This is a genomic window from Azohydromonas australica DSM 1124 (assembly GCF_000430725.1).
Taxonomy (GTDB): domain Bacteria; phylum Pseudomonadota; class Gammaproteobacteria; order Burkholderiales; family Burkholderiaceae_C; genus Azohydromonas; species Azohydromonas australica.
This window is the reverse complement of the sequence record NZ_AUMO01000096.1, coordinates 1-13,858: the sequence shown is the minus strand read 5'-3', so window position 1 is coordinate 13,858 and position 13,858 is coordinate 1. Positions and strand designations below refer to the sequence as shown.

The window sequence follows — 13,858 nt, the reverse complement described above, 5'->3', positions numbered from 1 at the left end:
GACCTGCTGTGGAGCAACCTGCCCGACGGCCACGTGGACTGGTACAACAAGCGCTGGCACGAGTACACCGGGCTGAGCGATACCAACAGCACGGGCGAGGGGTGGGCAGCCAGCATCCACCCCGACGACCTGCCTGCGACCCAGGCGGCCTGGCAGCGTGCCCTGGCCGAGCCCGGGCCGGTCATGCACGAGCACCGCATCCGCCGGCATGACGGCCAGTACCGTTGGCACCTGCTGCGGGTCGAGCCGGTTTTGGACGGACAAGGACGGGCTGTGCGCTGGTTTGGCTCGGCCACCGACATCCATGAGCAGCGCACCGCACGCGACCTGCTGGAGCAGCAGGTGCGCCAGCGCACCGCCGAGCTCGAAGCGCTGAGCGAGCGCGAGAAGGCCATCGTCGCGAGCGCCCGCATCGCCGTCATCTCCACCGACCTGGAAGGGCGCATCACCTCCTTCAATCCGGCTGCCGAGGCGATGTTCCGCTGCCCGGCGCAGCAGGTGCTGGGGCGCCTGGTGACGGACTTCTGCGAGCCCGAGGAGCTGACCTACAAGGCGCAGTTCTTCCCGCCCGATGTCCAGGCGGAGGGGGCGCGCATGCCCGCGGCGCTCATCGCCGGCCTGCTGCCTGAGCGGGCTCGCCCGGGCGAAGGCCCGCGCAATGAGTGGACGTACGTACGCGACGACGGCACCTCGTTCCCCGGGCTGCTGCACCTGAGCGTGCTGCGCGATGCGCAGGGGCAGGCCATGGGCTTCCTGGTGTTGCTGACCGACCTCACCGAGCGTAAGGCGTTGGAGGAGCAATTGCGTGATCGCACACGCCAGGCTGAGGTGGCCAACGCGGCCAAGACGGCGTTCCTGGCCAACACCAGCCACGAGATCCGCACGCCAATGAACGTCATCCTTGGGCTCACGCACCTGATGCTGCGGGAGCCCCAGGACCCGCTGCAGCAACAGCGACTTGATCAGATCCAGGAAGCGGCCCGGCACCTGTTGCAGGTCCTCAACGACATCCTGGACCTCTCCAAGATCGAAGCCGGCAAGATGGTGCTGGAGGACAGCGAGTTCGACCTTGACGAGTTGCTGGGCCGGTCGCTGGCGATGGTGCGCGGCCTAGCGGCCGACAAGGGGCTCGAGTTTTCCCTGGACACCGACGACCTGCCCAAGCGCTTGAACGGCGATCCCACGCGGCTGTCGCAGGCGCTGCTGAACCTGCTGTCCAACGCGGTGAAGTTCACCGCGCGCGGGGCGGTGGCGCTGCGCGGCCGGTTGCTGCGCGAGGACGCGCAGCGGCTGCTGGTGCGCTTCGAGGTACAGGACACCGGGCCGGGCATCCCGCTGGAGCGCCAGCAAGCGGTGTTCGAGGCATTTGAGCAGGCCGATGGCTCGACCACCCGGCGCCATGGCGGCACCGGCCTGGGCTTGGCGCTGGTTCGCCACTTGGCCGCCTTGATGGGCGGGGAAGTCGGGCTGCACAGTGTGCCGGGCGACGGCAGTACGTTCTGGTTCACCGCCTGGTTAGGCCGGGCTCGACAGATCAGCCTACAGGCCGCGGCGGCGGTTGGTTCCGCAACCGAGGCGCTCTCCCGGGAAGAAGCCGAGGCGCTGCTGCGCGCGCAGCACAGCGGGCAGCGTGTGCTGCTGGTTGAGGATCACTTCGTCAACCAGGCGGTGGCATCCGCTGTGCTGCGCGCTGCGTCGCTGGAGGTCGAGACCGCCGACAACGGGCGCAGCGCACTGGATCTGGTAACCAGCAGATCCTATGATCTGGTGCTGATGGACATCCAGATGCCGGTGATGGATGGCCTGGAGGCCACGCGTCAGATTCGCCAGCGCATCGGAGCGCATTTGCCCATCATCGCCATGACGGCCAATGCCTTCGGCGAGGACCGGCAGGCTTGCCTGGATGCCGGCATGAACGATCACGTCGCCAAGCCGGTGGAGCCCGCGCGGCTGTATGCGACGTTGCTGAGATGGTTGCCAGCCGCAAAGGTTGCTTGAATCGTCACCAAGGAACGCTGGCGCCGGCAGCGGTGCTGCACAGGTGTGGCTGCAACTTCGCTACCGCGGGCGGCTCGTCCGGGTCGCTCAGCGCCAGCGTGCGCTCCGGGTCTCAAGCGCCGAGCCTCGAGTGCTGATCTGCTTCATGATGCTTGCTGGCTGGCGTAACAGCGCCGAGGCCGCCGCACCGGCGCTGCCAGCCCCCGGCTCTTGCCTCATCACCGGCGGCCAGTCGGCCAGCAAATCCTGCTGCAGCGAGCCGTCAGCCAGGCAGCCGGGGCCGAACAGCAGCAGCGGCAAACAAGCTTGAACACAGGAAATGCGAGTCGGTGAGGTCAACCACCGACAGGCTCAAGAATATGAGTGCTGGTTGATGCCTGCCGCTTGCCGGCTTCCTTTGCCTCGTACATCTTTTCATCGGCCACTGACAGCAACGCCTCTACGTCATGGCCGTCGTGATGCAGCATCGCGATGCCGACGGACACACCGATGCGCACGACTGCAGTACCGAGTGGGATGGGCGCCATCAATGCATTGCGGACACGCTGTGTCATCGCCACAGCCTCGTGATGAGAAGCAATGGAGGCCAGGACGACGACAAATTTGTCGTTGCCGATTCGTGCGACCACGTCGCCCACCCAGCACTGCTGTCGCAGCCGTGAGCCGACTTTCTGCAGCACCTGGTCGCCGGCCGCGTGGCTGTAGCGGTCGTTGATAGACCTGAAATCATCAAGGTCGAACATCACGACAGCCCGGCAGTGGTCGTGGCCGCGAGGTTCGCACACCAACGCGGCCAACTGATGTTCCAGCCCTCGGCGGTTGAGAAGGCCCGTCAGCGGGTCGCGCACCGCGTCGCTCTTGACGCGGTTTGTGCGAAGCAGGTGTTCCGTGTACCTGATGGTCCAGATCATGACGGCCATGAACGCAAGAGCTTCACCAGCCAACAGCTTCTTGAGCAGGTCCAAACGTTCGTTGTGCTCGAAAGACCTGATCTGGAGCAAGCTCCGCTCGACGGCTTCCGCCTGGTTCAGAAGGTTGTGCAGTTCATGGGCCGAGTTGCTATTTACCCGTGCAGCGACCAGCGGCTGTGACACTGCCAGGTCATGGTGTTCGGCGACATCGGCCGCGTGGAGGTACTGCTCCTGTACTTCGGATAGCCTTGCCTGAATTGCTTGCACGGTACGGCTCTGTGGATCGTTGTCTGCCGTGAGGATGACCAAGCGCCCAGCGGCCTGTGTCGCCCTTTCCGCCGAAGATCTTGCCTGCTCCAGAGCGTCCTTGTTTGCGTTCAGCATGAGATCACGCAGCCAGCTTTCGCAGCGCAGAGATTCCATGCGTACCGACTCGATGTCGCCAATGACTCGGTACGTGCGCTCGACCCAGCGGCCAGCTTTCTCCGAGTCCACCAGGACGCCATAGAGCACAACGCCCATGCCGATCAGGATCAGCAGGGCCAGGAATTGGGGCAGGCGCAGGACCCAGGCAATGCGATGGAGCATGAGGCAAGGGGCTACGAGACAGCGCAAGCTGCCGAATCCCCGATAGCGTTTACACACCTGCTATCGGTGAACGGCGCATCTTGTTGATGACGACCAGGGGTGAACAAGTCACAGCTTCACGCAGCTGTTTGATGGCGCCAACGCTGGATTGATCCAAGTCATGGCGCGCTGCCAGCAAGAGGCCGGGCCCGGCGGCTATGTACCAAGGCGTTGATGTAGCACGCCATCTCCCAACAGCCGCGGGCATGAATCTCCATGGTGTCGCAGCACAACCTAACGCGGATGACATCACTTCTGGAAAACAAAGAAACAACCAGTCACGCTAGACAAACTGCGATAACCCCGGTTCTGAACGTCCTCGGGAGGGAGAGACCGATGTCAGTGCCTTGACGAAGGTCTTGGCTTGAGGCGCGATGTCGTTGGCGCACCCGGGGCACGACCGGCTGTTCCTGAGGCGGTGGATTGCACTGCTGCTCTTGAGACATGGAAGGGTCATGCGGTGCGGATTACGTGAATCGCTCCACGCGCTGCGCAGTCGCGTGCGAGGCAATTTTCACTGCGCTGTGACCGGTCGGTCACAATGCCGCTGTGTGTGCTGCTGTCCGCTCTCTTCTGTCGCAATTGCACTCCATGGGTCGGCGACTCCATGGGGGTGAGGCCGTGCTCCGGCCATGGATGTACGCACGGGTCACGCAAGCACGTCGGCCATGACTACCGGCAGCGACAACGCCACTCCTCCCTCGGGTAGTGCAGTGCGGCTTTTCATGCATGCAGAGGCCACCGCCGCGTACCTCTCCAGCTTCATTGAGGCGGGCAATGCTGCGGGGCTTGCCGCTGCGCTGGGCGACGTGGCGCGCACACGTGGCATGGCCCAGGTCGCCCGGAACGCCGGCCTGTCGCGTGAAGCTCTGTACCGCGCCTTGCGCCCGGACAGTTACCCCCGATTTGACACGATTGTGCGGGTCTGCGTTGCGCTCGGAGTCAAGTTGACCGCGCATCCCATTGACACCGTGCGCTGACGCAAGACGGCAAGGAAAATTTTTGCATGTTCAGGGCGCCTGTGCGCGTCGGCCACGTTTTCCATTGCCGCAGGCCGCGGCATGAGATGAACAAGCTCCACGCCTTGCCTGGCCATGGGCTCCACCGATGACTCCACAGCCATTGGTATCCGCGCACCACCATGCCCCGCCTGACGGCTTGAGAACCACCACCATGAGCGACCTTCGCATCCGGCCGGCTGCTCTTGTAGCGTCTTTGGCTGGGCCGCCATCCTTCGGACTGCCACGCTGGCGGCTCAAGGCCCTCCTGCTCACGCTGTTGCTGGCCGTCCTGCTGCCCGCCCTGGCTGTGGGCGGCTACGCGACGTGGCGTGCGGTGCGCACAGGCCAGGCCGCAGCGCAGGCGCGGCTGGAGGACACGGCAGCCGCTCTCGCGTTGGCCGTGGATCGGGAGATCGGCGGCTATTGGAGTGCCGCGACGGTTCTTGCAGCCTCGCGCAGTCTTGATGGACCAGTGCCCGACCTGGCTGCCTTCGAGATGGAGGCACGCCGCGCAGCTCACGCCCTGGGAACGCCGCTTGTGCTGGTCGAGGGTGCGACGATGCGCCAGCTCGTCAACACTGCACTGCCCTCTAACGCGCGGACCAACATTGTTTCAGCGGCCAACTACAAGTCCGTGGTTCTCACAGGCCGTCCGTTCGTCACGGACCTCGTTCGCAGCACGAGCTCAGGCCGCTTGGTTGTCGGTGTGGCGGTACCGGTGGAGCGCACAGGTCGTGTCGCTTACGTGCTGTCAGTACGGCTCACGGCTGAGCGGCTGCAGGAGTTGCTGGCTGCGCAGGGGCTGCCGCCTGGCACCGTTGCCTCCATCGCCGACAGGCATGGCGTCCTTGTCGCGCGATCGGACACGCTGCATGAGCGGCTTGCCGGCCAGCTGGCCCCAGCCGGCGTGCGGGCGCAGTATGAAGGCCGCACTTCTGGAACGTTTCAAGCGCAGACGCTCGATGGCCTGGAGCGGGTGGTCGCATTCCAGGCTGTCCCGGCAGCCAAGGACTGGCGGGTGTTCGTCGCCGAGCCTGCATCCGTATTCGCCTCTGCCTGGCACGGTCCGGCGCTGGCATTGGCGGTGGGGGGCGGCGCTCTTGTCTTGGCCGCAGGTGTCCTCGCTGTATTGACCGCGCGCAAGGTGCTGCGCCCCGTGCACGAGCTGGGTCGCCATGCCGCGGCACTCGCAGCGGGCACGTCCGACACGTCTGCGGCCGCTCTTGCCCCGGCTTCCGTGCAGGAACTGGAACTGCTGCGCCGTGGTCTTGCGCACGCTGAAGCTGCAATCAAGGCGCGCAGCCGGACGCTGGCAGAGCGAACTGCGACGCTGGACCTGGCAGTGGCGTTCGTGCGTGACCACGACGGAGCAATTCGCTACTGGTCGAAGGGTTGCGAGCGCCTCTACGGTTGGACGGCCCAGGAGGCCGTAGGCCGCAACGCGCAAGAACTGCTGTGCACCATCTTCCCTGTGCCGTTGTCCGAGGTACAGGCGGTGCTGGAACGCGAGGGCGAGTGGGCGGGCGACCTGCGCCACACCACCCGCGATGGCCGGGAACTGGTCGTTGCTGCTCGCAAGGCGCTTCGCCGCGACAGCCAAGGCCGTCCAATAGCCGTGGTGGAAGCGTTGACGGACATGACAGCGGCGCGCGAGGCCGAGACAGCACTCGCGCGCAGCAACGAAGAGGCACGCGTCGTCGCGGAGCGGGTGCAGCTGGCGCTGGCGGCCGGGGCGATCATCGGCACCTGGGTGTGGGACCTGCCCACCGATGTTTTCACGGTGGACGAGCGCTTGACGCAAAGCTTCGGCGTCGACCCTGCGCTGGGCTGTACGGGGCTGTCGTTGGAGCAGTTGCTTGCCACCGTGCACCCCGAGGACCTTCCCGGGCTGCGCGCGGCCATCGATGACGCCCTTGCGCGCGGTGGGCCCTACAGCCACGAGTACCGCGTGCGAGGCCGCGATGGCGTCTACCGCTGGATCGAGGCCAACGGCCGCGTGGAGCTGGCCGAGGACGGCGCGCCGCTGCGTTTTCCCGGCGTCCTGCTCGACATCGAGCGCCGCCGGACGTTGGAGGCTGAGCGTGATCAGGCCATAAGCCTGCTGCGTGCCTTTGCGGACGCTGTGCCGGGCGTCGTATATGTCAAGGATCGTGACGGACGGATGCTGGTCGCCAACCGGGGCGTGAGCGACCTCGTCGGCAAGCCGCCAGAGTTCTACCTCGGCAAAACCGATCTAGAGATCCTCGACGACAAGGGCCAGGCTCAGGCCGTGATGGCCAACGACCGCCGCATCATGGACAGCGGCGAGGCGCAACAGGTGGAGGAGGTGGTGACACCGCCAGACAGTCCCCCTGTGGTCTGGCTTTCCACAAAAGCACCTTTCCGGGACGCCCAGGGCCGCGTCATCGGGATCATTGGTGCCTCGATCGACATCACGGCGCGCAAAGCCGCTGAAGGTGAACTGGTCGGACTCAACGCCATGTTGGAGCAGCAGGTGCTCCAGCGCACGGCCCAGCTGCAGGGCATCCTCGACAGCGCGGGCACCGCTCTCGTGGTTGCCGACAAGGATGGGCGCATCACGCTTTTCAACCGCGCCGCTGAGGCGCTCACCGGGCATGCCCAGGCACAGGTGCTGGGCCGCCCGGCCGCGGAGCTGCTCTTTGACCCCGCGGAGCTGCGCTCGCGCCAGCAGGCCATGGAGGTCGACTCCGGTCCCCAGCTCGGCGCAACGGAGCTGTTCATGGTGCGCCCGCAAGGCGGCGAGAGCGGCGAGTGGCCGCTGCTGCGGTGCGACGGCATGCGCGTGCCAGTGCTGCTGCAGGCGCGCACGCTGCACAGCGAGGACTCGCATGTGCTGGGTACGGTGTACGCAATCACAGACCTCAGCGAGCGCAAGGCCATGGAGGACGCGCTGCGCCGGCGCACGGCGCAGGCCGAGGCCGCCAACCGTGCAAAGAGCGCGTTCCTTGCGCACATGAGTCACGAGCTGCGCACGCCGCTAAACGCCGTCATCGGCTTGAGCCAGTTGCTGCAGCAGCGCGCAATGCCGCAGGACATTGGCCGCTTCGTGGACCACATCCACGCTGCTGGCGAGCAGTTGCTGGCACTGGTGAGCGACGTGCTCGACCTCTCACGCATCGAGGCCGGCGAGATGGTGCTGGAGTCCGTCGCTTTCGAGCCGCTGCCGCTGCTCAGCGCGGTGATGGCGCTGGTGGCGCCACAAGCCGCTGCCAAGTCCCTGACGCTGGCGCCCGATGTCGCGCCGGACGTGCCCTCGCGCCTCACGGGCGACCCGCTGCGGCTGCGCCAGGTCCTGATCAACCTGCTGTCCAACGCGGTGAAGTTCACGGCCAGCGGCAGTGTGACGCTGCGCGTGCGGCAGCTGGCACGCAACGGCCAACTGGCCGCATTGCGCTTCGATGTGGTGGATACGGGCATCGGGATCGCACCCGAACACCTGGAGCGCATCTTCGACCCGTTCACGCAGGCTGACAGCTCCATCACGCGGCGCTTTGGCGGCACGGGGCTGGGCCTGTCCATCGTGCAGCGCATGGTGGACATGATGGGTGGGACGTTGGAGGTTGCGAGCCAGCAGGGTCAGGGCAGTACCTTCAGCGTAAAGCTGACGCTGGAGGTGCCTCGGGACCAAGATTGAAATTGCAGCTGGGCACATGCTCGCAGGCGCTGCATTTCCTCGGCGGCCCGTTTTCAGTGTCTTTGGACGACAACGGTCCCCCGATCTCACCGCCCGGCGTCCGGTGTGCATACTGCGGCTCAAGCTGCGCACGCCACGGTTGACGCCGTTGCGCGACCTTATAGGAAGCTATATCGAGCAGGGTGCGCGAGGTGGCGTCGCCGATTTCCACGCCGATGATGCGCTGCACCCGTGAGGGCTGCGTCAGCGTGTACTCACAGCCGAAGCGCAACCCCAGTCGGGTAGCAGCAGCGCCAGCGGCCGGGTACGAGAGACGGCGTCGGCGACGCGCCCGATCGGATCCAGGAGCTGCTTTAGACAGGTTGATAAAGTCACAAGTGGCATACGCGGATAACCGAGAAATTCTTCTGGTTAAACAAGCACCATTACTGATGGAGCGTGATGCCGGCCCCGGCTAGGCTGCCGCGCAGTTATGAATCGAGCAAACAACGAGACCGGCGGCTGGCCGTTTGCCTCCGGCGAGATGGCGCAGCGCGTACGCATGCATGACTGGGCGGCCACCCCGCTTGGTCCCGTGGAGCAGTGGTCCGCGATCCTGCGCACGACGGTGCAGCTTGTGCTCGAACACCCCCATGCTGCTGCGGTGCTCTGGGGACCTGAACTCGTCCAGATCTACAACGACGGCTACCGCGAGCTCATGGGCGTGAGACATCCCGGCGGCCTGGGACAGCCGACACGTGAGTGCTGCCCCGAGATGCGGCACATCACTGGGCCGATCTACGAGCGGGTCTGGAGGGGAGAGTCGTTTCTCTTCAAAGGCGCGCACTATCCCATCGCGCGTGCTGGTGCGCCGCAGGACGCATGGTTCACGTTTTCCTACAGTCCCGTGCGCGACGATGTGGGCGCCGTGGTAGGCGTGTTCGTGACCGCTATTGAAGCTACCCGCCGCGTGCGCGCGGAGCGAGCCGTGCGCGAAAGCGAGGCCCAGGTCCAACACACGGCCGAGCTGCTGGAACAGCTGATCGAATGTGCGCCCGATCCAATCTGGACCAAGGACAGGCAAGCCCGCTGGGTGGTCGTGAACTCGGCTGCGGCGGCCGTGCTCGGCCGCTCTCGCGACTCGCTCATCGGAGCACAGACCCGCGATGCACTGCCAACAGAGTTCGCCGACGTGGTTGCTGCAGAGGACCAGCGCATCCTGCATGAGGGCGTGATCCTGCGTAACGAGGAAACCCTGTTTGATGCCAGCCGGGGCGAAACGCGCATTTTCCTCAGCATCAGGGCTCCGCTAAGGGCGGCGGACGGCCGCATCACGGGACTGCTGGGCATTGCGCGAGACATCACCGAGCGCAAAGCGGCCGAGACGCGCCTGAGCGAGCTCAATGCCACTTTGGAGCAGCAAGTACACCAGCAAACGGCCAGGCTGCGTGCATTGCTGGACAGCGCCGGAAGCGCCATCTTCACCACTGACCTTGCCGGGCGCATCACACTTTTCAATCCGGCGGCTGAAACGATGTTCCGCCTCTCGGCCTTGGAAGCAGTGGGGCGGCCGATGCTGGACTTCCATGACCCCGGGGAAGTGCAGGCAAGGGCCTCCCTGTTTCCAAGGATCAAGCGGGATCACACTTTTCCTGACAGGCCCAGTCAGGCCGTCCACAACAGCACCGCGTCAGAGCCGGACCAACCTGGCGTGCAGACCGAGTGGACCTACGTGCGCGCGGACGGCACCCGGTTCCCCGGGCTGTTGAGCATGAGCCTGCTGCGCCACGAGCCGGACACGCCCGTGGGCTTCATGGGCGTCATCACCGACCTCACCGAACGCAAGGCGATGGAGCAGGCTCTGCGCCAACGCACAGCCGAGCTCGAGGCCATCACGGCACGTGAGCGGGCCATCTTCGCCAGCGCCGCCACCGGCATCATGATCACGGATCTGGCCAACAACATCATTGCGCTCAATCCGGCTGCCCAGAAGATGCTGCGTATCTCAGAAGTGCAAGCCCGGGGACGCCCGGTGCTGAGCTTTCATGACCTCGATGAGGTTCGCGAGCGCCTTCACGTCATACCGATGGAAGTGCGTACCTTGGCCACTGGGCTGTCCGAGGTCTTGCCGGACGATCAAAAGCAGGCCGAGCCGCAGGCCCTTGCGACGGATGAGCAAAACGAGTGGACCTTCGTGCGGGCTGACGGCACGCGGTTTCCTGCGTTGCTCAACATGAGCGTGCTGCGTGACACCCAAGGCAGGCCTTTGGGCTTCCTGGGCATCGTGACCGATGTCACCGAGCGCAAGGCGTTGGAGCAGCAACTGCGCGAGCGCACCCGCCAGGCAGAGGCCGCGACTGCGGCCAAGAGCACGTTTCTGGCCCATATGAGCCATGAGATCCGCACGCCGCTCAACGCCGTCATCGGGCTTTCCCAGTTGCTCGTGCAAACCAATCTCAACGAGCGCCAGCGCATGTTTGTCACCCATGTCAACGCCGCTGGCGAGCATCTGCTCTCCGTGGTCAACGACATCCTCGACGTCTCCAAGATCGAGGCCGGCGAGATGCAGCTGGAGTCGGCGCCGTTTGATCTGCCTGCACTGCTGCAGCACGCACGTGCCATCGTGGAAATGCAGGCGGCACAGAAAGAACTGCGCCTGGACGTCGAACTGGACTCGACGCTGCCGCAGCGCCTCGTGGGCGACGTGACACGACTCAAGCAGATCCTGGCCAACTTGCTGAGCAATGCAGTGAAGTTCACCGACGCGGGCGCCGTCACGCTTCGGGCAACCCAGCTCATGGTGGAAAAACAAGGACGCGATGATTCCTGGTCACCGCTATCGACACTGCGCATCGAGGTTTCGGACACCGGGATCGGCATTCCTCGCGAAAAGCAGGCCACGATCTTTCAGCCGTTCACACAGGCCGACGCCACGACGACACGCCGCTTTGGTGGTACGGGGCTGGGATTGTCCATCGTGCGCCGCCTCGCGGAATTGATGGGCGGCTGTCTGGACGTCACCAGCGAGCCTGGGCAGGGCAGCACCTTCAGCTTCACTGTGAAATTGCCTGTGGTGGAGTGACTCGGAAAACCGCATTCAGGCACATCGCCTTCCGTCAATTCGTGCTGACCGCAGCGAAAGGATGCACGCTCCGCCGAGCGCCATACGCTTGACATGGATCAAGTGCTGTTGCCGGCGGTAGGCGGCCGCATGAATTTGCCTCAAGTCAAAAGCGCTGGTGCCGAAATTGAGCCCAGGTAATACCTGACCGGGCATCCAGGGCCGGCAGTCGCATGAACAGACATTCGATGAAACTCGGTACCAAGCTGGGCATGGCTTTCGCAGCCCTGGTCATGCTGACGATGGTGGTGGGCGGTTTCGCGATTGTCCAGCTCTCCAGCATGTACACCCGCACGCAGGATCTCGCCGAGAACTGGCTGCCTGCCATCAAGGTACTCGGCGAGATGCGTACTGCCGCCAACCAACTGCGCCGCCAGGAGGCGGACCACGTGATTTCGGTGGAAGCGTCGGAAATGGCCACGGTCGAACAGCGCATGGCCGAGATCAGGAGCGCCTTCGCCGAAAAGCAAAAGGCGTACGAATCGCTGATCACATTACCGCAGGAACGCGCAGGCTACGAGGCATTCAGGAAGCACCGTGATGCCTACCTTGCCGTGCAGGCCAGGCTGCTTGAAGTCTCGCGCAACGGCGACAGCGCCATGCAGGAGACCAGATCCCTGTTCCGGGGCGAGTCGCGTTCGGCCTTCAATGCCATGGCGGCCGAGATCGGCAAGCTCGTGGAGATCAGCGATCAGGGCTCCGCGGAGTCCGCTGCAGCTGCCAAGCAGACGTATGAGTCGGCAAAGCTCTGGACGGCGGCACTCCTTGGCGCAACTGTTGTGCTTACCGCGGGCTTGGCAGCCGTCATCGTGCGCGCCATCACCCGGCAGCTCGGTGGCGAGCCCGGGGACGCTGCCGAAGTGACCCGGCGCGTCGCGGATGGAGACCTGAGCGTGCCCATCACGCTGCGTCCCGGCGACCACAACAGCTTGCTTGCCACGCTCAAGCGCATGCAGGAGAGCTTGTCCACCATCGTGGCCACCGTGCGCTCCAATGCCGAAGGCGTGGCGTCGGCCTCGGGCCAGATTTCACAGGGCAACAATGATCTCTCCAGCCGCACCGAGGAGCAGGCCTCCGCGCTGGAGGAGACGGCGGCCTCGATGGAGCAGCTGGCTGCCACGGTGAAGCAAAACGCCGACAACGCGGCGCAGGGCAACCAGCTCGCGATGACGGCATCGCAGGTGGCTGCGCAGGGTGGCGAGGTGGTGAACCAGGTAGTTGCCACCATGAAGGACATCAACGAGAGCTCGCAAAGGATTGCGGAGATCATTGGTGTCATCGACGGCATCGCGTTCCAGACCAACATCCTGGCGCTCAACGCCGCCGTGGAGGCCGCGCGGGCAGGCGAGCAAGGCCGCGGCTTCGCGGTGGTCGCCGGCGAAGTACGCAACCTGGCACAGCGCAGCGCCCAGGCGGCCAAGGAGATCAAGGATCTCATCCAGGCCAGTGTCGAGCGCGTGGAGCAGGGCACCGAGCTGGTCGACCGCGCGGGCACAACCATGAGCGAAGTGGTGTCGTCCATCCGCCGCGTGACCGGCATCATGAGCGAGATCAGCTCGGCCAGCGCCGAGCAAAGCTCCGGTGTCGCCCAGGTCGGCGAGGCCATCTTCGAGATGGACAAGACCACGCAGCAGAACGCGGCGCTGGTCGAGGAGAGCGCCGCGGCCGCGGACAGCCTGAGATCACAGGCCCAACAACTGGTTGGCACCGTGGCCGTGTTCAAGCTCGCCGGCAAGGGCTCTGGGCACGGTCCCAGGGTGACGGTCAATTCCAATGCATGGGATGGTGCATAGCGGCGCAGAGCCGGCCGCGCGACAAGTGCGAGACCTGACGATTTCACCGCCCCAGATGATTGATCCCTTGGCACCCTTGGGTATCGACGAATGCACTGCGTTGTCAAAATCACGGTGCCGCCGAACGTTTTCCGACTGCTGGCACTTGTTCGTGCCGGGTCTGGTTGTACTGTTGGCTGCAACCGCTGCGCGGTGGTCGGCTTATCCGGAGCCAGCGGCGCTGGCGTGTGCTGACTGGCCCTGGGATGCTGATGGTCAGGCTGCTTCTTGATCAACTGCCTGATGTCATGGCTGCAGTTTCCTGTTCGCGGTGTCAGCGGCGAATGGCAACATGCCCTGGCTGCCTCGAGCGTTAATGCACACCATGGTGGTTGCCAGTGGCTCCTATTGAATCTCGCGTGCTGGACCCGCACACGCTGCTGTTCTCGCTGGGTTTCCTCGCGCTGCTGATGGCTGTCGTGTTCCTGGGCTTTGCGCGTGCAGTGCCCGAGTACCGGGCCGCTCTCGTGGCGTGGAGCAAGGCGATGGCCGCGGTCGGCGGCGCGTTCCTGCTCTATTTCCTGCGTGGGCGTGCACCGCTGTTCCTGACGTTCGTGCTGGCCAATGCACTGGCTTTCGGTCTGCCGCATTGGAGTCATGAGGCGCATGTCCGGTTGCTCGGTGCGGCGCCGCAGCGCAAGTGGACTGCAGCCCTGGCAGCTTTTGGCATGAGCGGGGTGCTGGCCGGCTATGTTCTTGGGCTGCCGCGCCAGGTGCCGTTCACCACCATCTCC

General features: G+C 65.0%; 7 protein-coding genes and 1 pseudogene. 6 read left to right on the top strand and 2 right to left on the bottom strand.

Annotation, left to right across the window (positions count from 1 at the left end):
* Window positions 1–1,998: response regulator (locus H537_RS43375; RefSeq protein ID WP_211235020.1), on the top strand; the 1,998-nt coding region annotated here is incomplete at its 5' end.
* A gap of 87 nt (window positions 1,999–2,085) precedes the next feature.
* On the opposite strand, the gene H537_RS0115725 is transcribed toward H537_RS43375, so the two are convergent.
* On the bottom strand, window positions 2,086–2,298 hold the full coding sequence (locus H537_RS0115725; RefSeq protein WP_028998668.1) for a hypothetical protein: 213 nt from the start codon (window positions 2,296–2,298) through the stop codon (window positions 2,086–2,088).
* 35 nt (window positions 2,299–2,333) lie between these two features.
* Window positions 2,334–3,497 (bottom strand): GGDEF domain-containing protein, encoded by a 1,164-nt coding sequence (locus tag H537_RS49340; RefSeq protein ID WP_051242722.1) that lies wholly within the window; start codon window positions 3,495–3,497, stop codon window positions 2,334–2,336.
* 707 nt (window positions 3,498–4,204) lie between these two features.
* Between H537_RS49340 and H537_RS43365 the strand changes: the two genes are divergently transcribed.
* The 5 genes and pseudogenes from H537_RS43365 to H537_RS43355 form a co-directional block, all read left to right on the top strand.
* On the top strand, window positions 4,205–4,516 hold the full coding sequence (locus H537_RS43365; RefSeq protein WP_051242721.1) for an addiction module antidote protein: 312 nt from the start codon (window positions 4,205–4,207) through the stop codon (window positions 4,514–4,516).
* Window positions 4,517–4,709: 193 nt separating this feature from the next.
* The gene (locus H537_RS0115705) at window positions 4,710–8,192 is read left to right on the top strand and encodes a PAS domain-containing protein (RefSeq protein WP_169517013.1); all 3,483 of its coding nucleotides are present in this window, start codon (window positions 4,710–4,712) and stop codon (window positions 8,190–8,192) included.
* A gap of 472 nt (window positions 8,193–8,664) precedes the next feature.
* Window positions 8,665–11,253, top strand: coding sequence for a PAS domain S-box protein (locus H537_RS0115700; protein ID WP_028998665.1), 2,589 nt, complete (start codon window positions 8,665–8,667; stop codon window positions 11,251–11,253).
* A 212-nt stretch (window positions 11,254–11,465) separates the two neighbouring features.
* Complete coding sequence (locus tag H537_RS56515; RefSeq protein WP_084150706.1) at window positions 11,466–13,085, top strand: methyl-accepting chemotaxis protein; 1,620 nt, start codon at window positions 11,466–11,468, stop codon at window positions 13,083–13,085.
* 398 nt (window positions 13,086–13,483) lie between these two features.
* A pseudogene (locus H537_RS43355) lies at window positions 13,484–13,858 on the top strand (hypothetical protein); the annotation flags it as partial.